Source organism: Flagellimonas amoyensis (genome assembly GCF_003058265.1).
GTDB classification, from domain to species: Bacteria; Bacteroidota; Bacteroidia; order Flavobacteriales; family Flavobacteriaceae; genus Flagellimonas; species Flagellimonas amoyensis.
Genome location: NZ_QBUK01000010.1, coordinates 1 through 25,574 on the forward strand (window position 1 = coordinate 1; position 25,574 = coordinate 25,574).

The following is a 25,574-nucleotide window of genomic DNA, read 5'->3' on the forward strand; positions in this document are numbered from 1 at the left end:
TGAGTCGATCTCGTGCACTTGATTTGCACTGCTCACTTTCATCCGCCGCAGGTGGTATACATTGACCGCCCTATCCAGAGGCAAAGGGCACTCCATTCACAATATACAAAGGGTCGTTGCCTGCACCGATACTGTTCCGTCCCCTGATCTGGATGTTGAACCCTGCCCCTGGAAGACCCGAGGTCTGGGTGATGTTCACCCCGGACATCCGTCCCTGAAGGGCAGCCAACGGATTGGAAACGGGCTGTTTTTCGATTTCAGAAGCTACCACCTTACTGATGTTCCCGGTGCGCTCCCTTTCGGTAACGGTATAGTAGCCCGCATTGAGCACCACTTCCCCCAATTGGGTCACGTCCTCTTCCAAAGATACTACAATTTCGTCCCTACCCGAAATGGGCACGGAGAGGGTCTTGAAGCCGACCATGGAAAAGATAAGCACATCGCCGGGTGATGCTTGAATGGTAAATGAACCGTCCAATTCGGATATGGTCCCGATATGCTTGGACTCCACCACAATGTTCACCCCGGCAAGGGGGTTCCCCGAAGTATCGGTCACGGTGCCGGAAATGGTGGACTGTGGTGGTTCCAAGCTATGGCCCGCCTGCATTTTGTGTGTAAAAAAGGGTACTAAAAGGATATATAGTAGCAGGAACCATGACGTCCTGCAAAAGCATTTTGGTGATTTCTTCATTATGTTGAGTTCGTTTGAGTAAAGCGTTAGTTTATATTCCACTGTCCAAAAAGTCAGCATAAAGCCAAAACTCCAAGAAGGACATCAAGGTTCGGACATAGGCCATCCCGTCCAAGTACCAAATGCAGTTGGAAATTGGGTTCCTTAATGAATAATGACTATGAAAATGTACTAGGGCCGGATTCCCCAAAAGTGTATGTGTGAGCTAAGGGACAATGGATATCGTAAACCGGAAAAATGGAGCGTATGTCCTAAAGCTATAGTCCTAGGGTTAGATTGGGTTTCTAGGCTTCTTCCTAAATAATAGATGAAATGTAGTTATTGGAACATTCCTTAAATAGTAAAGCATTATTTTAGTGTTTTAGTTGGTCGTTAAAGGTCAAAGAAAATCAGATTTCAATAACAAACCCCAATGTCCATTTGCTGTTAAAGGAAAAGAAGCTACTTTTATGGTCATTGTAATTAATGCTGAATGAATAAAACCGTCTTTAACCCGGCAAGCCCATAATTTCTGTGGGCATGGGGTTGGTATTGAAGGACAGTATTCAAAGGGTTTTTCTCCTTGGCCAACATGGTACAACGTCCTTGTTTTTGGTACTGGCAGTTTTTGGTGCTCATTCGAGGCGCATTTGATGTTTTTTAGAATAGATTGAAGGGGTGGGGATTGCACCTGTTTGTCATCACAAATAGCGATGCTAGCTACAAATGATTTGCTGCGGAGGTGCTTTAATGGATTTGCTTTACTCATTTTCATATACCCTAGTGCTTATGATGAACGAGTTTAAAAGCGAAAAGGCTGGTATTCCACATCCAACCTTTGTCCAGGCGCTAGCAAGCCTACAACACGGTTTTCAGTAGAACCCAGCCTAAAGAATTGTGCAAAGATACACAATAGCTTTAGACGTGGGTTTAACTCTACCGCCTCGTGTTGTGTCGAAATGCTAGCTTCGGACGCTGAGGCTCATTAAACTCACAATCTATTTGATAGATGTAATAATCAAGTTAAACAGCACGACAAGTGCTTAGTGATAACTATGCAAACATAAAGTGTTAGCTGGAACTAAGCAAATGTTTTTCAATATTTTTTTACGAATGGCAAAAAAGGTTGCTCCAAAGACAAAAATAGAATTGAAAATAGTGAAGCTTGTGAAGGCTAGAAGGAACAAATTAAATCGTAGCCAGTCAGATATTGGTGAATTATTCGGGGTCACACGTGGCTACATTGGTCAAATTGAAATGGAAAGTTCACCTAGCATGTATTCTTTTGATCAGTTGTACGAACTTGCGAAATACCTTGAATGTAGTATGAAGGATTTTATGCCTGATAATCCAATGTAGACAACTGGCATGAAGACTTAAATCAATATGTTAGGTCTTTAGAAAACCTGTCCTAAAGTAAAGATTGGGATATCTAGACCTATTATCTGATTATACCGTTTTGAACTGTGCTTTTTTCAATTTTATAAATGAATTGAGGCCTATCTTTTGCTGCTTGCTTCCAATAATGTGGTCTAGAATTAATTGAAGTCACTATTATACCCGCTCCAAAACCAAGGGGAAGCTTTACCATTAAAATCCTGCCTCCGGTTCAGAAAATCTTGGATTATTATAGTAAAAATTCATTGGGCACTAAATATGTCTTTCCAATTTTACTACATGACGTTCTTACGCCCAACCAGATAGAGAACCGCAAAGCCAAAGTGCTTAAAAAATATAACACGGACCTGAGAACCATAGCCGAATTGGCCAAAATTCAAAAATCTGTTACCAGTTATGTTGCTCGTCACAGTTTTGCCAATTGCCTTAAGCAAAAAGGAGTTGCAACAGATGTAATCAGCGAATCATTGGGCATCAGAATATGGCTATAACTCAAGCGTACTTGAAAGAACTAGATACATCTGTCGTTGATAAGGCGATAGAAGTTTTGTTATGAGATAATTCCAACATTCTCCCTATCTAACCCAATTCCATAGTCGAGCAAACATACCTTTTTTCTTCTTTTCACTATAATGGATTTGCATATCCTGAGCTTCTTCTTTTCTATGAATATTAACTTCTGATTGAGACCACTTTTTACACCAAATCACTTTGTTATTCTTTATCCAATAGTGCGATTTACAAGGAAAACTCCAGTTACCAATTGAAGGATCCAGAGTTACGGTCTCCCCATTGTATTCCATTTTCCAAGATGCAGGGGAGAGCGGGGTATTAACCTCGCTCCCACACCCACAACAACAGTTATGCAGCACTGTGCCATATTCCATCGAAATATAGAGCACCCCATCCTCCAACTTTTCAGGAATTTGCTCCAAAAACTTAAGCCTCACTGTCTTCATTCAATAAACTGTTTAGATTAATCGAATAGATTGCATTATGTTCCTTTTCTTGATCATGATACACCCCAAAAAGCTTTTTCCATTTGATGACGGCCAAACAGGCATTCAGGTTGTTCAGCTCAGCAATTTGAATGTTATCGTCATACGCCCCGTCCTCTTCTGGATCAACAAAGGAAACCCGGTTCAACTCTTGGACACTTTTCCGATAGTTAGGGGTACACGTCGTTAGCCTTAGCATTCCCGTGAGGGCACCATCAACCCTGTCCACTCCCATACCTACATCAATAAATGGGGTTTCCAATTCTATCAGCCGGCCAAAAATAATTCGCTTTGGTTCGCTCTTATCGATGCTGATGAACACAAAATCCATTTTGTCCAAAAGGTGTATATTGGTTTCATCCAGATAGAAATCATGGGGAATGATCCCTTTGTGCATCTTGGAATAAATCCCCGCATAGTAATGGACCTTCTTTTTGCATTCATTCAGTTCTTCCAAGGATGCTGCCCCTGGCGCCCTGAACGCATTATGCTGCAAAAAAGGCGCTCCATCGAACAGATGAATCTCTGCGACCAATGTCTTGGCCACTGAATCGAGAATATAAGACCCTGTGCCTCCCAAACCGATAATCGCCACCTTCAAGCCTGCCAGTTTTTTTGAAATGGAATCGACATGGGACCGACTCGCATTGGTGTCCCAATATTTCAAGACCCCATTCTCTTCCACATCTTCCATCACCTTAAAGGTTTGGGCCGTGACCGAAGGGTCCAAAGCCCTTGCCTCATTGGAAATGATGCGGATATATTGGGTCATCTTATGGTAATAATCCGAATACCCTCCCTGGGGTTTGTTCGAAAAGGAATGGTCCACCTGCACACCACCCAAAGTATTTCGGGCACTGCTATGTTTAATGGCCTGTATTTCTGAACCGTCCGCACGGCAAGGTTGTTCCCCTGCAAAATGGACCACATGGCTCCTGGGCTTAACGGCCCTCCCTCCTCCAATGGTGAGATCCGTGACCAAAATACCCCTTTGCACTCTTTTATCTCTGTTCACATAGGGAACATTGGTTATCACCAAATAACCCCCATGGATAGAAACTTCGTAACCTTCGTTACGAAGTTTCATCAGGTCCGGACTATGACTTATTAGTTGCAGTGACATTGAATATCATTCTTTGTTTCACTTTCACTTTTTGTCCCTTGACCAAGCTGCCCTCTTCGAATCCTTTGGGTCCCCGCTTATATATCACGGTATAGCAAACATTGGGGTCCGTTGAGATGCTTCCATAGGCCAACTTGATCACCTCTTCATAGCTTATGAAAGGCTTGTTCCATACCTTTTCCTTTGCATTTACAATAAGATGGTATTCGATGGACAATGGACATGTTTGGAATACGGATTTACGGCTCAGGCCTACTTTATGTTCCAGATCCTCCCGGTAACCAACTTCGACATCCCCATTCCGGATTTCCTTAAGGAAGAATTCCCGCTCATCCCTGTTGACCAGGGCCATGATTTCCAAGGGGGTCATAAAGCATTCCTCAACCTCATAGGTCTCACCATCAACAATGATGGGTATTTTCCTGTAAGGTTTGGCTCGGAAGCCTTCAATGCCGACTTCACGTAAATCAACCTCTTCTTCCAATTGAATGGGCTCAAAGCCCTTTTCGTTGATCTTTTGGAGCAGTTCATAATCCTCTACAGGCCCTAGGCCTGCAAGGCTTAAAATCTCACTTCCCTTGATGATCGAATTTTCCGTTTCAAAGGTGGAGTTGTTCAACTTAAAAATAAATTTTGCCATTTCTAACATTTTAATGAGTTATAAAGTCCCAAGGGCTTTAAAGCAGGTATGGGCCATTGCTGCTCAGGTAAAAAATTTAGTTCCCCTACTTGCGGCACATCATTAAAATGGCTAACATTGTAAACAGAACAAGGGAATCGCTCAAGGTGATGAGCCTTGAAATAGAAGACACCAATCTTATATCCCTTTTTGTACTCCAGTCTGTTGTTACCTCAACGGACTGGATTTTTTATTTTATCCTCTATCGTTATATATATTTAGATTCATATCTATTTGAATTCGATTAGGCAAATATAAAAATTTATCTGGTTAGACAACTAAAAAAAACTAATTTATTTATGTATAGTTTTACAAACAGTTTGTATAATTCAACTTTACGCTGTACCTTTGCAGTAATTAACCCAATCAAAATATGACGGATAACGATAAGGACCGGTTTTATACCAAAGTCGGCCAATTTATTAAGCACGCAAGGTCCAAGGCCGATTTGAGTCAGGCCGACCTCGCCATGAAAGCCAATATGAGCCGTGCTTCAATCGTTAATATTGAAAAAGGGAGGCAACATCCACCATTACATCTTTTATGGACGTTTTCCGAAATTTTGAATGTGAATGTGAGCAACCTTATTCCCGATTTTCAACCTGCCACCAATGAGGTGAATCCCATCTTTGAGAAATTCATTAAGAAGTCCAAGGCCAAAGGACATATTAAGGAAGACTCGATGGAGAATCTGAACTCATTTATCAGTCAGTCCAGTTGACAATTAAAAAATTACCGAGATGAAAAGCATTGAAGAAAAGGGGTCAAAACTTCTTGACAGTCTTGGTCTGAAGTATGCCCCCATCCCTATTAAAAAGATTGTTAGGGAACTAGATATCAGTTTACTTTCCTTTGACTTGGGCGATGATGTGTCCGGGGCATTGGTCATAGAGAATGGGAATGCCAGGATTGGCTATAATCCTTCAGAATCTGAAGTCAGGCAACGTTTTACCATTGCCCATGAACTTGGTCACTATATCCTCCATAGGGATGAAAGGAAGGATGGTCTTTTTGTTGACAATGTCAAGGTCATGTTCCGCCGCCAAAATTCCACGGATAAAGAGTACAGACAGGAACGGGAAGCAAATGCCTTTGCAGCTTCCATTTTGATGCCGGAAGATTTGATCCGAAAGGAATTTGAGCTCTTGATGGAAAGTGAAACCTTTTTTACCGACGAGAATATGGTACGGTCCCTGGCCAAAAAATTCAAGGTAAGCAACATAGCCATGACCTTCAGGTTGACCAATTTGGGATACCTTGGGAAGTAACATTTGGGAAACGATACCCATGGAACAGCGCGGGTGGACGATTTTTCTGTCAATTTTACCTTTCTGGACATTGGAAGAATCAAAAATATATTTATCTTAGATCAATCCGTATTCGTAACCAGTTAACAATCAATCGTATGGAAAGTGGAAAAGTACAAAAAGACCCGAGAGGTGGGACGGTAGTATCCATATTTGTGGAAGGTGCCGATTTCAAATCCACCAAATTAAAGGAAACAAAACATGTGAGTGGTCTTATTGAACATACGATCGAACAACAGAAGGAAGTACTCAGGCTCAATCAGATGAATCAGGAAGAGTTGAGAACTATTGTGCAACTCTAAAAAGGGGGCCCTTGGTTGTCAAGTCATTTTCCGAATCCGCCTTTGCTTCGGCCTTGAAGAATGACTATACCACTAAGGTTGTCATCCAAGAAAAAAACCAGTTTCTTTTTTTATACGAATACCTTTCTTCCCCAGCAATTGGTTCTAGAACAATGGTTATGGAGGAAAACTATATCAGTAAGGATTTTCTCGATGGCTATTCCACCTATTATTCCTATTGCTTTGAAAACTATCCCAAAGTCTGTAGAAGAATCCACTTCTTTCGCAATGAATTCGATGCAAAGGAACTTACCAAACAATTATTGAAGGATGATGATCCCGAATTTTGGGAAGGATACCTCGGATTCATTGTCGTCAAGCCCATTCCCATCACGGTTATAGGCCTTACCTTATTAAAAACCTATTCCGATCCTGAAGATTCCCGGTCCTTTTGGGGCACTAGGCAGTACCTAATCCATTTATTCGGAAAGCAGTTAAAGATTGAATCCTTGGCCTTCCAAGAACAGGACAGCGTCATTGCGGCCTGTGCCACCACCGCGATTTGGTCCATGCTGAACAAAGCTTCGTTGAATTTTCATACGAGCTTGAAATCCCCTAGCCAAATTACCCGCGACGCGGATAACATTTCCCCTGATGGCAGCCGTCTTTTCCCCAATAAAGGTCTGAGTATATTACAAATCTGTCAGGCTATTGTCAACTCAGGTTTGGTGTCCGAGATCAAACGGCCAAACATCCGCCATAGTAAAGAAATGGGGCAAGTGGTCTCGGGTGTTTATATTCGAAAAATACTAAATGCATATTCTTCCTTGGGTATTCCCATTATTCTCGTAATCAAAGTTCCCTTTGGCGAAAACTATGGAGCCCATGCCATAGCTGTCTCTGGCTTTAAATTTATAAAGCCTCAGATAACAGCGCCCAAGGATGAAATTACGTGGCATTCCGACAACATTGAAAAAATCTACGCCCACGATGATCAATGGGGCCCCTTTGCAAGGTTGACATTCCTAAATGATGGGGAATTGGAAAACCATTGGACAAAGAATGACCCAAAAAAACGTCCGACCCTTGTACAATATATCATAGTTCCCGTATTTCCTAAGGTAAGAATATCTTATGAAGACATCGAAGCCATCGTCTTGGGATTAGACCTAATTCTTCGGCTTTTCTTTACGAATAAAATAGTGGCAGATTTGGTTTGGGACATAAAAATCCTTTATTCCCAGGACCATAAAAATGGAATGAGGCAATATCCCCTATCGGAGCCTGCCAAAATCAATAGGTTGACCTTAAGCCTTCCCAAATACGTATGGGTCGCAAATTGTAGTGTGGCAGGACAAAAAATGATGGAATTCGTTTTTGATGCCACAGGGGTACAGAACGCCATGCTGGGCATCGATATAATCTGTTTTTTTTCCAGAAAGATTAGGCTTGACCTCCAAAGTTTCCTAAGGACCAACAAACAAATGCTCGAACCCCTTATCAAACATAAAGGCAGGGGCAACTACTACAAGTTTTTTATTGAATCCCTATAAGGTTTTCCATCAAATTGTAGCCTTCCCATAGTTGAATAAAATCGATGTGTTTGTTATAATGAATAGACTGAGAAGGAACACTCTCCAGCCCATAAGAATGTTCCATTTTTTATAGTTAATGGTTATGGATTAATTTTTAGATAATTCAGAGGAGGTGATCGAGAGCGAAGCACAATTGTACGAGAATTATGGTCTCGCTCGTTCGGTCTGCGGGATTGGATTGGTCACAGCGGCTTTTATGCTCGTTATCACCAACAACTTTACCAGCTTTGAAAATGGCCGTGAATATGCATGTTACGCAGGAATAGCTTCTTTTGTGGGTTAGCACAAAAAATTTATAATAATTAGGAGATTCCAAGAGCTTTGGCTATTGCTTTTCGTGTATCATCATAGTCCCATTCTTTAGTCTTTTGTGACCATTTGGAGTAACTGGATGCAAATGTGTTCTCGTTGATTTCGGAACCATCGAAGGTAAATCTTTTTTGAACCAATTTGGAAAGTGAGTCTCTAGATTCCTTTCCCAGTCCTTGAATGCCATCTTCAATAATGTAGTCCAAAAACGAAAAAAGAAATCTAAGATTCCCAGATTGCTTATTCTTTGGCACTTCCCTAATCACTATCCTTTGTTTGTAAGGCAAAAGCTTAGTCAAAAGCTCAAGGTTTTCTAAATCAGAGTCATCAAATCCAAAATATTCATTGTCTATTTTTTTAAATGATAGCTGTACAAATGAGAAACCTTCTACATCAGAATTGTCCATTTCCTTCGCTTTGAACCAGCCAATAACAAACACAAGAGCTATTAATAATAGCAGAAATTGAAAAATATAATACGCAGAAATCTGTATCCAAGTATATCTTTTTCCACTAATGAAAAAAAGAAGGGTTAGGGGTATAAAACTTATCATAATAATTAAAGCGGAAAGTCCATTAAGGGAAAGATGTCTGGCCTTTGTTTCCATTTTTCTGGACAACGTTCTTTGTCTGTGAATCCAGATAGCCAATATGTTGCCTAATTTTTCCATATTCCAAGATAGGTATAAATCAAGTTAGTCAGAAAGTTCAACCAAAAACTGTAAATTGTGAGAAGTAATTAATTTAAATGGTTTTGATTGCTTACAAAATATAGGTCCGTTTAACATAACTAGGCCATTTGAAACAATCATTTAGAAGACGGCCAAATTCATCTATATTATCCTTCTTTGGGATAATTTAAATGTATTTCATGCCCACATAAATTGGACATTCTATTGAGAATTAAATGGAGTTAACAGAATTATATAAACTTAGAAGAAACTTTTCAATAATTGGATTAACTGGCCGAACCGGCTCCGGTTGCTCCAAATTAGCTAACCTTTTAGCCAGTGATTTTAGCACTCTAAAAAAAGGAATTAGGGAATTATCTGAAATCAAAAATGACTTAGCAAAAAAAAAGCATAGCATATGTTATAATTATATGTCCTATAATCAAAATTGGCAGCCTTATGAAATAATAAAATATAAAGACATCCTCCTTTTTTATTTAATAAGCTACTATTCCCAGGACTATAGGGCTTTAAAGCAAATTATTGATAATTACTATCGTGAAAATAAGAAAGAAGACAACTCTAAAATAGCTACTAAAGTTGCAAAAGAAATAACTAAGCTATTAACCTCCTCAAAACTTGTTCAAGATATTGAAAGCTACAATGGTGATTTTTCTTTGATTAAGACGAAAGAACAATTGGAAAAGCTTTATAACGAATTCTTTGGGTCTGATTTTGAGCAATTAGCTAGTAATATATTTAAAATACTTGAAAAATATGGCTACTTCAGAAGGTCGCATTTACTTCACCACTTGAGTTGTAATATTAGACAAAGTGGTGATCCCTTAAACCCAAAGAATGTAAACGATATAAAATACATCTATACAATAGCCCAATTGACTAATAGATTGATTAAATCAAAAAAACAGAACAATGATAACAAAGGAAAGGTCACAAAAATCGTAATTGATTCGCTACGTAATTCTTTGGAAATAATGTTCTTCAAAGAAAGATACTCAGGTTTTTATATGCTGGCCACAAAAGACGGAAATAATAGACTGGAAAGTAGGATTCAAAATAGAATAAGAAAGAAAGGGTTGAACGAAGATGTTTCCTCGTTAATTCAAAATATCATTGATTTAGATTCAACAGAATATAAAACTAGTGATCATTCAAAAGGAGTTTTTTCTAGTCCTGATGTCTACAATTGTATTCAAAAAAGTGATATACATGTAATCAACAATAGATATGAGGATATCCAAGACTCAAACAAGGAAGAACCGTTTTTTACACGTGAAGAGCAACTACTAAAATTCATTTCATTAATACAGCAGCCTGGAATAATTACGCCCTCATCTAGTGAAAGATGCATGCAAGTAGCTTTTAATGCAAAATTAAACTCGGGATGTATTTCAAGACAGGTTGGAGCCGTAGTTTCTGATAAATACTATTCTATTAAGGCTGTTGGATGGAATGACGTTCCAAGCGGTCAAACTCCATGCAACCTTCGTTCAGCCAATGATTTTAGAACCAATAACCTTGATGAAGTGCATTACAGCAAATTTGAACGTGGTAAAGGAATAAATAAAGTAGATGTTGATTTTAAATATAAAAACAAAGAGCCCAAGTCTTTTCCTGGTGCAATAGCTGAATACTTTAAAAGCTCAGATACTTCAAGTGCTAACACACATCTCAATGGGAAAAATTGCTCCTTTTGTTTTAAAACGATACATAATCACTTTGAAGGGGAAAAAAATCAAGTTCACACAAAGTCTCTACACGCCGAAGAGAACGCCATGCTTCAAATCAGTAAATATGGTGGACAAGGATTAAAAAACGGAATTCTTTTTACAACTGCGAGCCCATGCGAACTTTGTTCAAAAAAAGCGACTCAATTAGGAGTAGATAAAGTTTATTACATTGATCCCTATCCTGGAATATCCGAACCCCAAATTCTTTCGTATAATAGAAATGAAAAATTAGAATTAATCCAGTTTAATGGGGTAATTGGTAAATCTTACACAAAATTGTACGAACCGTTTATGGCATATAAAGATGAGGTTACTATTATGCTTGAAAACACTCCCAATAAAAAAAGTGATTGGGAAAAGTCAATAGAAGGCATTGAGAACCCAGATTTGAAAGAAAAACTTTTGTCAGTTCTGAATGATAATAATGAGATTGACGAACAGAAATTAATTGAATTATTAAAATAACTGTTTTGAAATGTTGTACCTATGTTGTACCCGTATAAAAAAGAAAAACCTTTCAATTGCTTGAAAGGCTTATCTTTGTTGAAGTGGTCCCACCTGGGCTCGAACCAGGGACCACCTGATTATGAGTCAGGTGCTCTAACCAACTGAGCTATAGGACCCGCAATTTGCGGATGCAATATTAGTGTTTATTTTTCTACACCGCAAGGTTTTAACGCCCCTCCTTTGCTTTTATTTCTTGGCAAAGCTCCACCAGCACGCCGTTTGTGCCCTTTGGGTGCAGGAATGCCACCAGTTTGTTATCGGCTCCTTTTTTGGGGGTTTCGTTCAATAGCTGGAAGCCTTCCTCCTTCAGCCGGGCCAACTCCGAAACTATATCCTCCACTGCAAAGGCGATGTGGTGGATGCCCTCTCCCTTTTTTTCCAAAAACTTCGCGATCGGGCTGTCCGCGCTCGTGGCTTCCAACAATTCCACCTTGTTGGGTCCCGATTCAAAAAAAGAGGTCCTTACACCTTCCGAGGCCACCTCTTCCATTTTGTAGGGAGGCACTCCCAGCAGTTTGGCGAATAACTGGTTGGACGCTTCCAAATCCTTTACGGCAATGCCGATGTGTTCAATTTTATCCATGGACTTCGCTGATTTTGTGTTCTGCAATGCACGGTTTTTCCAAAATTACGGACTGTAATCCATTCAAAGTGCGCGGTTAGTCAGGATTTCCTTTATTTTTGCACCATGGAGGAAACACAACGGCAAAAGAAAATAGCGGGGATCATCCAAAAAGATCTGGCGGACATCCTGCAACGAGCGGCCACCGATGGTGGGCTCAAGGGAACTTTGATCTCTGTTTCCAAAGTATCCGTAACGGTGGATCTGTCATTGGCCAAGGTCTATGTGAGCATTTTCCCCAACAAGGACGCCAAAGAGTTGTTGGCCGGGATCAAGGCCAGCCAAGTGACCATTCGCCATGAACTGGCCCTTCGCACCAAAAACCAGTTGAGAAGGGTGCCCGAGCTTGTTTTTTATCTGGATGATTCCTTGGAATATATCGATAGAATTGAACAATCGCTCAAAGGGGAGGAAAACCCCATTGAGAACAGGGACCTGCTCGACAAACGAAAGAAATCCTGACCTTGAACTTCCCGTTTTATATCGCCAAGCGCTATCTACGGTCCAAAAGCAGTCAAAATGCGGTGAACATCATCAATTTTGTCACTTTTTTGGTCATCGTGATCGGGTCCGCGGCACTTTTCATCGTGCTATCGGCCTTCGCTGGGCTAAAAACGTTCAGTCTGTCCTTTTCCAACACTTTTGATCCCGACCTGAAGGCCCTGCCCACAACCGGGAAATATTTTTCCATGGTGCCGAGCGAGGAAGCTGCTTTGCAAGACGTTCCCAACTTGGCCAATTTTTCCAAGGAACTCGAGGAACGGGCCTATTTGACCTATCGGGAGAAAAGCACCATTGCCTATATAAAGGGAGTGGATGAACGATACCGGTCGGTGACGGGTGTGGACAGCACCCTGCAATTTGGCAATTGGGGCAATATGGAGTACAATGGGGTCATCGGCATTGGCATCTATAACCTACTGGGAGTGCCCATGAACAACCGAACACCCATGATGGTCCTGGTGCCAAAGCCCGGAAAGGGTTCTCTTGCACAGCAGGGCCTTGTCAACCCAAAACCCTATAACGAATTTCCCTTGGTGGTCAGCGGTGTGTATGCCGTGGAAGAGGGCCTGGACAAAAAATATGTGTTCGCCCAGCTACCCCTTATCCAGAAATTGCTGGAAAAGGACAGCACGATGGTTTCCGGTATCAACTTTAAATTGGACGACCTATCAAAAATTGATGAAGTGAAACGTTCCATTCAGGCCGTTTTGGGCGAAAAGGTCCTATTACTGACCCGGCAGGAACAGAACAGTACCCTCCACCGCATGCTGAAAACGGAAAACCTTGCCACTTATCTCATCTTCACCTTGGTGTTGATCATTGCGCTTTTCAATGTGGTAGGGGCCATCATCATGATGATCTTGGACAAACAGCAGAATTCCAAGACCTTGTTCAGTCTGGGCACTACCATCAAGGAATTACGGAGGATCTATTTCATCCAAGGACTTTTGGTGACTTCTTTGGGCGGGCTTATCGGGGTGTTGATCGGCACCTTGTTGATCGTTTCGCAATTGGCCTTCGGTTGGTTAAAAATAACGCCTTCCCTTGCCTATCCCGTGGAGTTCGATGCCATGAACCTATTGATCGTGATGGCCACCATTGTGGTTTTGGGCTTTATCTCGTCAAAAATTGCCAGCAGCCGGATTTCCAAAAAAATGATTGCTGCCTAGGCAAACTGAAAATCCCCAAATTTCTCGAGTACTTCGTCAAATGCAGCGAACACATCCACTGCATCGTCGCTGGTCACCATTTTCATACGGTGTTCCTTGAAGTGGGGTATGCCCTTAAAATAATTGGTGTAGTGCCTTCGCGTCTCGAACACGCCCAATTTTTCGCCTTTCCAGTCGATGGACATCTGTAGGTGCCTGCGCGCTGCATCCACACGTTCTTGCATGGATGGAGGTGCCATGTGCTCCCCTGTCCTGAAGAAATGTTTTACCTCCTTAAAAAACCAGGGATACCCGATACTGGCCCTACCGATCATGGCCCCGTCCAGACCAAAATCGTCACGCATCCTCACCGCGGCCTCGGGAGTGTCCACATCGCCATTTCCGAATACGGGGATTTGCATCCGTTGGTTGTTCTTCACCTCTGCAATGGGTTTCCAGTCCGCCTCGCCCTTGTACATCTGCACGCGGGTACGCCCATGGATGGAAATGGCCTTTATGCCCACATCCTGCAAACGTTCCGCTACCTCAACAATTTTTATGGAATCGGAATCCCAACCCAATCTCGTCTTGACGGTAACGGGAAGTTTGGTCCGCTTGACGATTTCCTCGGTCAGTTTTACCATAAGGGGAATATCCCGCAAAATCCCTGCTCCGGCATTTTTGCAGACCACTTTTTTTACGGGACAGCCAAAATTGATGTCGATGATATCGGGATTGGATTGCTCCACAATATCAACGGCTTGGAGCATGGAGTCCAGCTCCGCACCAAAAATCTGGATGCCCACCGGGCGTTCCTTTTCATAAATGTCCAGCTTGAGGACACTTTTGGCCGCATCCCTGATCAATCCTTCCGAAGAAATGAACTCGGTATATACCACATCGGCACCCTGTTCCTTGCAGAGTGCACGGAAAGGAGGGTCGCTCACATCTTCCATTGGGGCAAGAAGCAACGGAAAATCAGGCAGTTCTATGTTTCCTATTTTTGGCAAATCCTATTTTTTGGACTGCAAAAATACAAAATACCCCAGAATCAACACATTAGTCTTTGGATTGTAGCCTGTCCCGCTCCTTTTTGTCGATTCCGCGCTGGTTGTCCTCCAATCTGAAATTGCCAAAATTATAGGTGAACCCAAAGCGGATGAATTGTGTTTCCGGGCGTCTTCGGTAAAAATTGTCCTGATTGAGGTATTGCGAACGGTAGGTGGGCACATATTTTTCCAGAATGTCCTCCGCCGCCAAGGAGAGGGTGATCTTGTTGTTGAAAAGCGTCTTTCGCAGCCCCAAGGTCAAGTTGATCTGCTCATCGGAAACATAGGACCCGAACAAAAACTTGGATAGGTATGTGGCCGTGACCTCTCCCGTGAAGGTCCCATCCTTCGACAGGGTGAGATAGTTGGAGAGATAGCCATAAAACCCGTCCACTTTGTTGGTGTAGGGCACATTTCCGCTCTCCGCCGCCAAAAAGGTTTCCTCTTCGTGGAAAAAGGAAGTGTAGGCATATAGGAACCAGGCGGGCAAAATGGGCTTGCTCAGGGTAAAGTCCAGCCCATAGGACTTACTTTCCAATACATTCTGCTTCAACTCCACCAAGGTCTGATCGGTGTTGTCCTGAAAGACCAAATAGGAAATGGTCCTTCCATTGTCCCGATAATAGACATCGAAGAAATATTCGCTGTTGATGGTATAATTCAGGTTGAAATTATTGCTGAAACTTGGTACAAGTCCCGGGTTTCCCTCTTCATAGTCATTTTCATTGAAGAAGAACCGGAAGGGGTTGAGGTCATTGTACTTTGGTCTGTTCACATTTCTGCCGTAATCGAACGAAATACTATGGGTTTCCGATGGCGAATAGAGCACGTACAAAGATGGGAATGGCTCAAAAAAGTCCTGGGTATTGGTCTCACCCAATGTCTCAGAGGTTCCTTTGGCCTCGGTGAGCTCGCCCCTTAGCCCTAATTTCATGGACCATTTTTCCCAGTTTTTTACCAAGCTGAAATAGGCTGCATATACTTTCTCGTCATAGGTATAATGGTCGGATTGGGATGGGTCCACTGTATTGCTGGACCCATTGAAATTGAAAAAATCAGCGTTGCTCTCGGAGGCAATGGACGAAATTTTCGCCCCGGTCTCAAAGGAGGCATTGCCTATTGGGGTGGCATAATCCACCTGTCCCGTGAAAATATCAATGTCCTGTTCGGAATCGGAATCGAAACCAAAATCACGCAGAAAAGCCCCGCTTGCATCAAAATAATCGGAAGAAAGGTTTTGTAAGGCCTGTCCGTTGTAATGGGTGTAGTGTCCATTGACGCTTATTTTGCTTCCCTCCTTTTTCAGGCGGTGCACATAGGTAAGATCAAATGCGAAATTCGTTTTGTCCAGTACAGCGTTGTTCAATGTGGTAAATGTGGAGTCCACTTGCCCCAAGCCATTTCTCATGGTATTGGTCAGGCGTGTATCTTGGTCCTCGCCCAAATTGAACAGCACATTGGAGGTAATGCCCAGACTGTTCCTCTTATCAAAATCATAGTCCAGGATAAAATTCGCATTCTGTGATCGGGAGCTGTTGGTCCTTTCGTACTGTGTGTCCCACTGGGAAAACACCGAATTGGTATCATCCATAAAATGGATGCCTTTATCCGTTTTTCTAAGTTCCTTTTGTGGGTTGATGGTGTAATTGGCAAACAAATGGAGCTTGTCCGTTTTATAATAGTGACTTGTGCCGATGCTGTACTTTGAAAAAACAGCCTGCGTAACGCTTCCGTTGATGCTTCCCTTATATCCCGGAACAATGCTCTTCGAGGTCACAATGTTCAAAATGGGGCCTCCTCCGGCATCATAGCTTGCCGGTGGGTTGCCGATCACCTCAACCGATTTGATGTTCGTTCCCGATAGTCCCTGCAGCAGATCTTCTATCTCTTGTCCCGACAACTGGACCTTCCTGTCGTTCAGGTAAACGGTTGCACTCTGCCCCCTCACCAGCAGTCTGTCCTCGGCAACGATCACGCCCGGTGTGCTTTTGAGGATATCCCACGAACTTCCTTGCGAAATCACGGTGTTTTCAACCGAAAAGACCAGTCTGTCTGATAGTTTTTGTAGTTTTGGACGCTGTGCCGTCACCACAACCTCATCCAGTTCGTTACTTTCCAGAGGAATGATGAGCGCTCCAAGGGAAACGTCCTTGGCAATGTCCAATGCCCTTGGTTCAGAACCCCTCCCCACATAACTGGCTTGGAGCAGATAGAGATCGGGGGCCACTTCCTTCAATTCAAAAAAACCGTTGTCGTCCGCGGAAGTGCCTTTCACAAAAGTGGAGTCGGAAGCCTGCAATAACAGAATATTGGCGTAAGGGATCACCTGGTTCTGTTCGTCCACCACCTTTCCGGTAATCTTGAACGTCTGCCCATTGAGGCAGGTGCTGATCAAGGACACCGATAAAAGCACAAAGGTGAGGTTTTTCATTTATGGCTGGGGTTGGACCTCAAATCTAAGAAATTATTCTTGAGCGGTATAGCCTCTCTTTTTTCTTATTTGCAAAAAACCATCGGCAGGTATTTAAAACAATTATATTTGCAGTTGCTTATCAGCCTTTTTGGCGGGTTATTGTTGATATGGAGAAGATTAGGAATTTTTGCATCATTGCACATATAGATCATGGTAAAAGCACCTTGGCCGACCGTTTGTTGGACTTTACGGGCTCTGTCACCGAACGCGAAAAACAGGATCAGCTGTTGGACAGCATGGACCTGGAACGCGAACGCGGCATCACCATAAAGAGCCATGCCATACAAATGGAGTATGAGCACGAAGGGGAAACCTATATCCTTAACTTGATCGACACTCCCGGTCACGTGGATTTTTCATACGAAGTATCCCGATCCATTGCGGCCTGTGAAGGGGCCCTTTTGGTGGTGGATGCCGCACAGAGTATCCAGGCGCAGACCATTTCGAACCTTTATCTGGCCCTCGAAAATGACCTGGAGATCATTCCCGTGCTCAACAAAGTGGACCTACCCAGTGCCAATCCGGAAGAAGTGACGGACGATATTGTGGACCTTTTGGGATGTAGGGCAGAGGAGGTCATCCCCGCCAGTGCCAAAACAGGTATTGGCATCCAGGAGATCTTGACGGCCATTATTGAACGCATCCCTGCTCCTAAGGGCAGTGTTTCCGAACCGCTCCAAGCCTTGGTGTTCGATTCTGTCTACAACCCGTTCAGAGGGGTGGAAACCTATTTTAGGGTCATCAACGGAGAAATCAAAAAAGGCCAAAGGATCAAGTTTGTGGCCACTGGAAAGGCCTATGAGGCGGATGAGATCGGTACACTGAAATTAAAACAGGTGCCCAAGAACAAAATTTCGGCGGGGGACGTGGGTTATTTGATTACCGGGATCAAGGACGCGCGCGAAGTAAAGGTGGGGGATACCATCACCGATGCCGCCAATCCCACCAAAAATGCCATTGAAGGTTTCGAGGATGTAAAGCCTATGGTCTTTGCGGGTATTTATCCCGTGGATACCGAAGATTTTGAGGAACTCCGATCTTCCATGGAAAAACTGCAATTGAACGACGCCTCTTTGGTCTTCACTCCAGAAAGTAGTGCGGCCTTGGGCTTTGGCTTTCGATGCGGGTTTTTGGGAATGCTCCACATGGAGATCATCCAAGAGCGGTTGGAACGCGAATTTGACATGACCGTGATCACCACGGTGCCTAACGTGAGCTACCATGCCTTCAACACCAAGGACAGGGAGACCCCCATTATCGTAAACAACCCTTCGGACCTTCCCGACCCTTCCACTTTGGACCGTGTGGAAGAACCATATATCAAGGCCACCATTATCACAAAATCGGATTTTGTGGGTAACGTAATGTCCCTTTGTATTGAGAAACGTGGTCAGATCAAGAACCAGACCTATTTGACCCCAGAGCGGGTAGAGCTCATTTTTGATATGCCATTGGCCGAAATCGTATTTGATTTTTACGACCGGTTGAAGACCGTTTCAAAAGGCTACGCCTCGTTTGACTATACTCCGATCGGGATGCGGATATCCAAGTTGGTGCGTGTGGACATCCTTCTGAATGCCCAACCTGTGGATGCGCTTTCCGCACTTATCCATTTTGACAATGCGCACAATATCGGTAAAAAAATGTGCGAAAAGCTGAAGGAGCTCATCCCAAGGCAACAGTTCGATATCCCTATCCAAGCGGCCATTGGGGCCAAAATCATTTCAAGGGAGACCATAAAGGCCCTTCGAAAAGATGTGACCGCCAAATGTTATGGTGGGGACATTTCCCGTAAGCGAAAACTGTTGGAAAAGCAGAAAAAAGGGAAAAAACGTATGCGCCAAGTGGGTAATGTGGAGATTCCGCAGCAAGCCTTCATGGCCGTGCTCAAATTGAACGACTAGACTGCTTTTTGTTCGCTTTTAACTTATAGGCGCTGGCTTCTTGGACAACGGCCATAGGTCCTTTTCTTCCTTGGTAGTTCCCTTCTATTTGAACGGAAAGAAATAGGGGATCACAAAAGTGGCCGCAATCCAGATGATGATGTTCAATGGGGTGCCCACCCTCAAGAAATCATTGAACCTGTAATTCCCGGGCGCATAGACCATGGTGTTCGTAGGGTAACTCACCGGGGTCATGAAGGTCAAGGAACAGGCGAACATCACCGCCACCAAAAAAGGCCGTTCACTGACCCCCATGGCCGCGGCAAGACTGATCACTATCGGGGACATGAGCGCCGCTGTGGCCTTACTGGAGAGCACATTGGTGCTCAGGAAGGTGATGAGGTACAGAATGCTGAGCGTGATCTGGGCGTCATAGCTTCCCAAGGTCTGTTGTATGAATGCCGCTATTTTTTCAGCACCCCCAGTTTTTTCAAGGGCCGTTCCCATGGAAAGCACCCCGGCCATCATAAAGATCACCTTCCATTCCACGGCCTCGTAGGCTTCCTTTGGCTTCAAGGTGGAGGTCGCGACCAACAATAGGGCGCCCACCATGCTACTGATCAAAATGGAAGTCAAATTCAAGGAGGCTGCCAGCACCACGCCCACAGCGATGATGAGTGCGGGAATGGCCTTTTTGTAATCGGTTTTTCCCTGCTTGTGCTCAGAAAGGGCCACCACCAGGTTTTGTGAGACCAACACTTCCATATCGGCCTCTGAGCCCAATATCAACAGCATGTCCCCTTCCATCAGCTTCACATCGGGCAATTTCTCGTACAAAATCTCCCCGCGTTGCCGAATCGCAAGTACGGAGCAGTTGTATTGCCTTCTAAAATTGAGTGTGCGTAGCGAGCCTTCCGTCAGTCGTGATCCAAAAGGCACAATGACCTCATAGATGTGCTTTTCGGACCCAACATTCCCCATTTGTTTATTGCCTTTGATCCTGTAGCCTTTTAAATCCCGAATCCTGTTCAATGTCCTTGGGGGCATCATTACCTTTATCACATCGCCTTCCAATATGAATGTTTCGGGCCCAATGTTGTTCTTGAGCGAGCCTTCCCTCAGAATGGCCAAGACCTGAATGTTGAGGTCGTTGACCAATTTGGACTTGTACAACGGCTTCTTGATGTCCGGACAACCTTCCTCGACCAACAATTCCGTGATATATTTCTCAGCCTCCCTTGTGAGCTCGTCCTGTTCCTTTTTGGCCTTGGGCAATAATATTGGTGCCACAAAAAAGATGTAGGCAAACCCTATAGTGGCCAAGCACAGGGCCGCCAAGCTGAACTCGAACATGCCAAAACCTTCCAGTCCGTATTCTTCGGCATAACTACTTACCAGAATGTTGGTGGATGTCCCGATCAAGGTGCAGGTGCCCCCAAAAAGTGCGGAAAAGGAAATGGGGATGAGCAACATGCTTGGGGCAATCTTGGTCTCCCTGCATACCGTGAGGGCAATGGGCAAGAGCAGGGCCACAACGGCAGAATCGTTCACAAAGGCAGAGAACATACCGGCTATGAGGCAAAAAGTGATCAGAGCTATGCTATAGTGTATCTTGGCCAGTTTGATGATCCTTTGGCTCAGGCCTTCCAAGATTCCCGAATTGAACACCCCGGCACTGACCACGAACATGCACCCAAGGGTCAGGGTCGCCGGGTGGTTGAAGCCCGAAAAACCCTCTTTGGGGCTAAGTACACCTGCCACTATGAACAGGGCCATGATGATGATAGAGGTCGTGTCTATGGAAAAGTAATCCTTGATGAAGAGTACAATGCCTATACAGATGATGACAATGGTGATGATCAGGTCGGTGCCCATAGAAACGCTATATTATGGTTCCACTTTTTGAGGCCTTTGTTTTCACTTTGGGCAAAGGCAGTCCCGGGCAAATTTTTGGCGAATTTGGACTTTCCATGGGAAAACGTTAAGCAGTTTCAGTGGACTTGTTCTCTTTGGTCACTTCCAGTTCCTTCCCCAAATAGACCAACTTGTATCCTTCCTTTATGTCTGTAAAATCCAAGCTGTTGGATGAGATGATCTGCAGGTCACCATCGGGAGTTTTAAGGAAAATGGGCACTATGTCCCTATCGGCCTTGGTGATTTCGATCAACCCTTCATAATGTTCGCTGTCCTTTAGCTCAATTTCATGTACGATGGGATTTTTTCTGGCGGCCTCGGTCAAGGTGATATAATCATCCGTATGCGAAAAGAGCCCTTCCTTCGGGTTGCTTTCCGGGTCGTTCATCTCTTCGGAATTTACCAGTCTGAACGATCCGTTCTCCCCGAACTGGTCCTTGAAAGAGTCAATCGCGTATTGGTTGATGTCCGAGTTTCCTGTCAGTGCCATCAAATAGCCCACATCGCTCAATTCTATATAATCCGTGAGGTTGTCCGAATAAATATTGGAAACTATTGCCTCGAGGCCATGTTTTCGGGCTTTTTCCACATTGGTCCTGTTGTTGTCCACCAAGACCACGTGTCTTTTATTTTTTTGGAGATAGCCCCCGATCAATCTGGAGGGAAGTGATGCCCCAATGATGATGATGCCTTCCGATTTTTTCAAAAACACCCCGATGAGCTTTGCGAACAACCTTGCCGTAGTGGCGTTCAACAGCACCGTTCCCAACACGATCATGAACACCAAAGGGGTAATGTACTCCGCACCCGGCTCCCCATTGGCCAACAGCTTGGACCCAAAAAGGGAAGCGATACCGGCAGCAACGATACCCCGTGGGCCCACCCATCCTATAAAAAGCTTTTCATTGAGCTTGAGATTGGACCCCTGTGCGCTCAAAAAAACGCCCAACGGCCTGATCAAAAAAACGACCACCGCAAAGAGCGCAACGGTATTCCAATTGTAGATGAGCTCCAGATCCGAAATATCGATGTTCGCGGCCAATAGGATAAAAAGAATGGATATCAACAAAACGCTCAACGATTCCTTGAAATAGAGCAGTTCCTTTAAGTTGGGCAAATTCATGTTGCCCAGCACCATCCCCATGACCACAACGGCCAACAGTCCCGATTCGTGGGCAAAAATGTCCGATTCCACAAAAACAAGCAATACCGTGGACAAAGACACCACATTCAAAAGGTAGTGCGGGATAAAGTTCTTCTTGATGGCAAAACCAAGGGCGTGGGCAAAAGTGAACCCAAAAGTGGTCCCAAACAGAATGATCTTTCCAAACTCCACCAAAGCTGTGATGGTAAAGGCCTGTCCTCCCCCCACACTGATGAACTCGAACACCAATACGGCCACAAGGGCGCCGATGGGGTCGATAAGGATCCCTTCCCATTTCAGTATGGCCGATACATCCTTCTTCAAGGGGATGTTCCGCAAAATGGGTGTGATCACCGTTGGTCCCGTCACAATGATCAGTGCCGAAAACAAGAAGGAAATCTGCCACGAAAGCCCAAAAATGTAATATGCGGCCACTCCGGCGCCAAAAAAGGTGACCACCGAGCCAATGGTGATCAATTTGGTGATCACTGGTCCCACATTCGAAATCTCAGCGCGTTTCAGGGTAAGGCCTCCTTCAAAAAGAATGATGCTGATGGCCAAGGAAACAAAATAGTACAGTCCCTCTCCCGGAAAAAGCCCTTTCTCCCCGTTCCATATGGGCTCTATGAGTTTTGAGCCATCATCGGTGTACAACGTGGCGATCGGCCCCACCAACAATCCGATCAGTATCAAAGGTAAAATGGCCGGCAGTTTGAACCGCCAGGCCACCCATTGTGCAATAATGCCAAGAATTATGATTCCCGCAAGTTCCAGCATCGTTTAAGTTTTTTTGAAATTTACTGCTTTTCTTTTACATAACCGCCCGGCCCAACGGAACCCAAGGAATTTTAGCCCCCATTGGACCAATATGCCCTGAACCCTACTTCTTTGGGGCAGACCAAAAATGCCCTTAACCGCTATTTTGTTAAAATACGGCCAATAAAATTGTCTTTTTATGTCTTTTGGATGGTGCTTTTGTTATTTTGCATGCCATTTACTTTCTAAATGACGATTTATCCCATAGAGACCGGTAATTTCAAGTTGGATGGAGGGGCCATGTTCGGCGTGGTGCCCAAATCCATTTGGAACAGGACCAACCCCGCTGATGGCAATAACATGATCGATCTGGCGGCAAGATGTCTTTTGGTGGAAGATGGGGATAAGCTCATATTGATCGACAATGGGCTTGGGAACAAGCAATCGGAAAAATTCTTCAGTTATTATTCCCTTTGGGGAGACCATACGTTGGACCGTTCCTTGGAAAAAGCAGGGTTCCATCGGGATGACATCACCGACGTCTTCCTGACCCACCTCCACTTTGACCACTGTGGAGGCAGCATCCAATGGAACAAGGACAGGACAGGATACGAGCCAGCCTTCAAGAATGCCCGGTTCTGGACCAACAAAGACCACTGGGAATGGGCCACAAAGCCCAACGCCCGTGAAAAGGCTTCCTTTTTAAAAGAAAACCTGCTGCCCATGGAGGAAAGCGGCCAGCTCCATTTTATAGATCGGGGCGAAGCCCCTTTTTTGAAAAATTCCGAACTGGGCTTTGGGATCCACTTTGTGGATGGCCATACCGACAAGCAAATGCTTCCGCATATTTCCTACAAAGGAAAGACCGTGGTCTTCGTTGCGGACCTGATCCCCACCGTTGGCCATATTCCCCTTCCCTACGTGATGGGATACGATACAAGGCCCCTGCTTACGCTACAGGAAAAGGCCGATTTTTTGGACAATGCCGTGGAAAACGATTGGATATTGTTCTTTGAACATGACGCCCACAACCAGCTCTGCACCCTTCAACAAACCGAAAGAGGGGCAAGGCTGAACGAGTCGTTTTCCTTTGATGAATTATTTATAACACATTAGAGATTTACTTTTACAAACACATCTTATGAACTGCACATATCGCAAATTATCATTCATATCTGTATCCGCATCCGTTTTTTTGATGGGCTGCGGGGCCACTTCATTGGTGTCCACCCCTATTGAAAACATTGATACCGTACCCCTAAAAGTTGCTGAGCTTACCGAAGCGGAGAAAAAAAATTGGGGCCATGCAGACCTCATCTTGGACACCATTCCCGGAATGAGTGTGGACAAGGCCTATAACGAGATCATCAAGAACAAAAAGGGCAAGACCGTTGTGGTGGCCGTTCTGGACTCTGGAATGGATTTGGAACATGAGGACCTAAGGGACGTGCTCTGGACCAACAAGGATGAGATTCCCAACAATGGCAAGGACGATGATGGCAACGGCTACGTGGACGACATCCACGGATACAACTTTTTGGGCGGTGCCTACAACGAGCAGTTGGAATACGTGCGCATGCTGCGCTTGAACATCGGTGATGCATCGGATAGGGCCAAGGCAAGGTTGTTGTTGGACGAGGAATACCCACAGGCCCTGCAGAACAAGCAACAGTACGAGCAAATTTTCCAGGTGGTGAAAAATGCCGATGCTACGGTCAAGGAAGCATTGGGCAAGGACTCCTACACCAAGGAGGAACTGGTTGCCATTCAGCCAAAAACGGCCCAAATGGAGCAGAGCGTGGCAGTGCTCACGCAAATGTTCGCCTATGGCGAAAGCATCCCAAAGGTAATTGATGAGCTTACCGAGGGCATTGAGTATTTTACCGATCAGGTAAACTACAACCTCAACAAGGATTTCAACGGCCGGACGCCCGTTGGGGACGACCCCTACGACATTACAGATGTTCCGCACGGCAACGGCAACCCAAAAAACATGGTCAAGACCGAAAGCCATGGCACCCATGTGGCCGGGATCATCGCCGCATCCAGAAACAATGGCAAAGGAGCCAACGGTGTGGCCAACAATGTGGAGATCATGAGCATTAGGGCCGTTCCCAATGGGGACGAATATGACAAGGACATTGCCTTGGGCATCCGATATGCCGTGGACAATGGGGCGTCCATCATCAATTGCAGTTTTGGCAAATCCTTTTCTCCAGAATCCCAATGGGTATATGATGCCATCAAATATGCGGCCTCAAAGGATGTGCTCATTGTGCATGCCGCCGGAAACGACGGAGAGGACCTTGACGACCCTGAAAACCCGAACTACCCCAACGATCACAGATTTGGCAGCACCGAGTTCGTGGACAACGTGATCACCGTGGGTGCGCTCACCAGCAGCTATGGCTCTGAAATGGTGGCGACTTTTTCCAATTATGGCAAGCAAAATGTGGATGTTTTTGCCCCAGGCGATAAAATTTACTCCACCATGCCGAACAACGAATATGAGTTCCAGGGCGGAACGTCCATGGCTGCTCCCGCCGTATCCGGTGTGGCGGCGCTCATCCGGTCGCACTACCCCGACCTTTCGGCGCCCCAGATCAAAAACATCATCATGCAATCTGGTCTTTGGTCAAAGGCTTCCGTCATCGTGGCCGGAGACGAAACCAAGGCGACCACTTTTGACAAAATCTCCAAATCAGGAAAAATGGTCAATGCCTACAATGCCCTAATTTTGGCGGACAACATCTCCAAAGGTAAAATGACCCTCGAAAGTAACACCAAATAAC

General features: G+C 44.4%; 23 protein-coding genes and 1 tRNA gene. 12 read left to right on the forward strand and 12 right to left on the reverse strand.

The window, feature by feature from the left end:
* Positions 1–70: 70 nt before the first annotated feature.
* Entirely contained in the window at positions 71–691 is a 621-nt protein-coding gene (locus tag DB398_RS13970; RefSeq protein WP_108425255.1) for a carboxypeptidase-like regulatory domain-containing protein, read from the reverse strand.
* A 379-nt stretch (positions 692–1,070) separates the two neighbouring features.
* On the reverse strand, positions 1,071–1,445 hold the full coding sequence (locus DB398_RS18380; RefSeq protein WP_159076449.1) for a hypothetical protein: 375 nt from the start codon (positions 1,443–1,445) through the stop codon (positions 1,071–1,073).
* Positions 1,446–1,783: 338 nt separating this feature from the next.
* On the opposite strand from DB398_RS18380, the gene DB398_RS13975 reads away from it, so the two are divergent.
* On the forward strand, positions 1,784–2,029 hold the full coding sequence (locus DB398_RS13975; protein WP_159076450.1) for a helix-turn-helix domain-containing protein: 246 nt from the start codon (positions 1,784–1,786) through the stop codon (positions 2,027–2,029).
* A 614-nt stretch (positions 2,030–2,643) separates the two neighbouring features.
* Here the strand turns inward: DB398_RS13975 and DB398_RS13985 are convergent.
* The 3 genes from DB398_RS13985 to DB398_RS13995 are packed head-to-tail and all read right to left on the reverse strand — an operon-like array spanning position 2,644 to position 4,829.
* Entirely contained in the window at positions 2,644–3,027 is a 384-nt protein-coding gene (locus tag DB398_RS13985) for a ubiquitination-like system serine protease family protein (protein ID WP_108425074.1), read from the reverse strand.
* Positions 3,008–4,153: a ThiF family adenylyltransferase gene (locus DB398_RS13990; protein ID WP_199913406.1), complete on the reverse strand. Its 1,146-nt coding sequence runs from the start codon at positions 4,151–4,153 to the stop codon at positions 3,008–3,010. The genes DB398_RS13985 and DB398_RS13990 overlap by 20 nt, the downstream gene beginning before the upstream one ends.
* A 10-nt stretch (positions 4,154–4,163) precedes the next feature.
* Positions 4,164–4,829: a multiubiquitin domain-containing protein gene (locus tag DB398_RS13995; protein WP_159076451.1), complete on the reverse strand. Its 666-nt coding sequence runs from the start codon at positions 4,827–4,829 to the stop codon at positions 4,164–4,166.
* Between the two features lie 412 nt (positions 4,830–5,241).
* Here DB398_RS13995 and DB398_RS14000 point away from each other — a divergent pair, with 412 nt between their 5' ends.
* From DB398_RS14000 to DB398_RS14020, 5 genes are all read left to right on the forward strand, one after another.
* The gene (locus tag DB398_RS14000) at positions 5,242–5,589 is read left to right on the forward strand and encodes a helix-turn-helix domain-containing protein (RefSeq protein WP_108425077.1); all 348 of its coding nucleotides are present in this window, start codon (positions 5,242–5,244) and stop codon (positions 5,587–5,589) included.
* Between the two features lie 19 nt (positions 5,590–5,608).
* On the forward strand, positions 5,609–6,136 hold the full coding sequence (locus DB398_RS14005) for an ImmA/IrrE family metallo-endopeptidase (protein ID WP_108425078.1): 528 nt from the start codon (positions 5,609–5,611) through the stop codon (positions 6,134–6,136).
* 137 nt (positions 6,137–6,273) lie between these two features.
* Positions 6,274–6,477 (forward strand): hypothetical protein, encoded by a 204-nt coding sequence (locus DB398_RS14010; protein ID WP_108425079.1) that lies wholly within the window; start codon positions 6,274–6,276, stop codon positions 6,475–6,477.
* A 158-nt stretch (positions 6,478–6,635) separates the two neighbouring features.
* A complete protein-coding gene (locus tag DB398_RS14015) occupies positions 6,636–8,009 on the forward strand; it encodes a hypothetical protein (protein ID WP_159076452.1) in 1,374 nt (457 codons plus the stop codon).
* A 154-nt stretch (positions 8,010–8,163) separates the two neighbouring features.
* Positions 8,164–8,334 (forward strand): transposase, encoded by a 171-nt coding sequence (locus tag DB398_RS14020; protein WP_108425081.1) that lies wholly within the window; start codon positions 8,164–8,166, stop codon positions 8,332–8,334.
* 19 nt (positions 8,335–8,353) lie between these two features.
* Here the strand turns inward: DB398_RS14020 and DB398_RS14025 are convergent, their stop codons facing one another.
* Positions 8,354–9,031, reverse strand: a complete 678-nt coding sequence (locus tag DB398_RS14025; RefSeq protein ID WP_108425082.1) for a hypothetical protein — start codon at positions 9,029–9,031, stop codon at positions 8,354–8,356.
* Between the two features lie 236 nt (positions 9,032–9,267).
* On the opposite strand from DB398_RS14025, the gene DB398_RS18580 reads away from it, so the two are divergent.
* On the forward strand, positions 9,268–11,247 hold the full coding sequence (locus tag DB398_RS18580) for a cytidine/deoxycytidylate deaminase family protein (protein WP_108425083.1): 1,980 nt from the start codon (positions 9,268–9,270) through the stop codon (positions 11,245–11,247).
* Positions 11,248–11,331: 84 nt separating this feature from the next.
* Here DB398_RS18580 and DB398_RS14035 read toward each other — a convergent pair.
* Positions 11,332–11,405: transfer RNA gene (locus DB398_RS14035), tRNA-Ile, on the reverse strand.
* A gap of 50 nt (positions 11,406–11,455) precedes the next feature.
* Positions 11,456–11,872, reverse strand: coding sequence for a methylmalonyl-CoA epimerase (mce, locus tag DB398_RS14040; RefSeq protein WP_108425084.1), 417 nt, complete (start codon positions 11,870–11,872; stop codon positions 11,456–11,458).
* A 105-nt stretch (positions 11,873–11,977) separates the two neighbouring features.
* Here mce and rbfA point away from each other — a divergent pair, with 105 nt between their 5' ends.
* A complete protein-coding gene (gene rbfA / locus DB398_RS14045) occupies positions 11,978–12,373 on the forward strand; it encodes a 30S ribosome-binding factor RbfA (protein WP_108425085.1) in 396 nt (131 codons plus the stop codon).
* A gap of 2 nt (positions 12,374–12,375) precedes the next feature.
* Positions 12,376–13,584 carry an ABC transporter permease gene (locus DB398_RS14050; RefSeq protein ID WP_108425086.1) on the forward strand — a complete coding sequence of 403 codons (1,209 nt, stop codon included), beginning with the start codon at positions 12,376–12,378 and terminating at the stop codon, positions 13,582–13,584.
* Here the strand turns inward: DB398_RS14050 and dusB are convergent.
* Positions 13,581–14,573 (reverse strand): tRNA dihydrouridine synthase DusB, encoded by a 993-nt coding sequence (gene dusB / locus DB398_RS14055; RefSeq protein ID WP_108425087.1) that lies wholly within the window; start codon positions 14,571–14,573, stop codon positions 13,581–13,583. The genes DB398_RS14050 and dusB overlap by 4 nt on opposite strands.
* 49 nt (positions 14,574–14,622) lie before the next feature.
* On the reverse strand, positions 14,623–17,043 hold the full coding sequence (locus DB398_RS14060) for an outer membrane beta-barrel family protein (protein ID WP_108425088.1): 2,421 nt from the start codon (positions 17,041–17,043) through the stop codon (positions 14,623–14,625).
* A 149-nt stretch (positions 17,044–17,192) separates the two neighbouring features.
* On the opposite strand from DB398_RS14060, the gene lepA reads away from it, so the two are divergent.
* Positions 17,193–18,989 (forward strand): translation elongation factor 4, encoded by a 1,797-nt coding sequence (gene lepA / locus DB398_RS14065; protein WP_108425089.1) that lies wholly within the window; start codon positions 17,193–17,195, stop codon positions 18,987–18,989.
* Positions 18,990–19,073: 84 nt separating this feature from the next.
* Here lepA and DB398_RS14070 read toward each other — a convergent pair whose 3' ends face one another.
* Positions 19,074–20,843, reverse strand: coding sequence for an SLC13 family permease (locus DB398_RS14070; protein WP_108425090.1), 1,770 nt, complete (start codon positions 20,841–20,843; stop codon positions 19,074–19,076).
* A 106-nt stretch (positions 20,844–20,949) separates the two neighbouring features.
* Positions 20,950–22,803, reverse strand: coding sequence for a cation:proton antiporter (locus DB398_RS14075; protein WP_108425091.1), 1,854 nt, complete (start codon positions 22,801–22,803; stop codon positions 20,950–20,952).
* Positions 22,804–23,031: 228 nt separating this feature from the next.
* Between DB398_RS14075 and DB398_RS14080 the strand changes: the two genes are divergently transcribed.
* Together DB398_RS14080 and DB398_RS14085 are read left to right on the forward strand one after the other, a co-directional pair.
* The gene (locus DB398_RS14080) at positions 23,032–23,898 is read left to right on the forward strand and encodes an MBL fold metallo-hydrolase (RefSeq protein ID WP_108425092.1); all 867 of its coding nucleotides are present in this window, start codon (positions 23,032–23,034) and stop codon (positions 23,896–23,898) included.
* Between the two features lie 25 nt (positions 23,899–23,923).
* Positions 23,924–25,573, forward strand: a complete 1,650-nt coding sequence (locus DB398_RS14085; RefSeq protein WP_108425093.1) for a S8 family peptidase — start codon at positions 23,924–23,926, stop codon at positions 25,571–25,573.
* Position 25,574 lies beyond the last annotated feature (1 nt).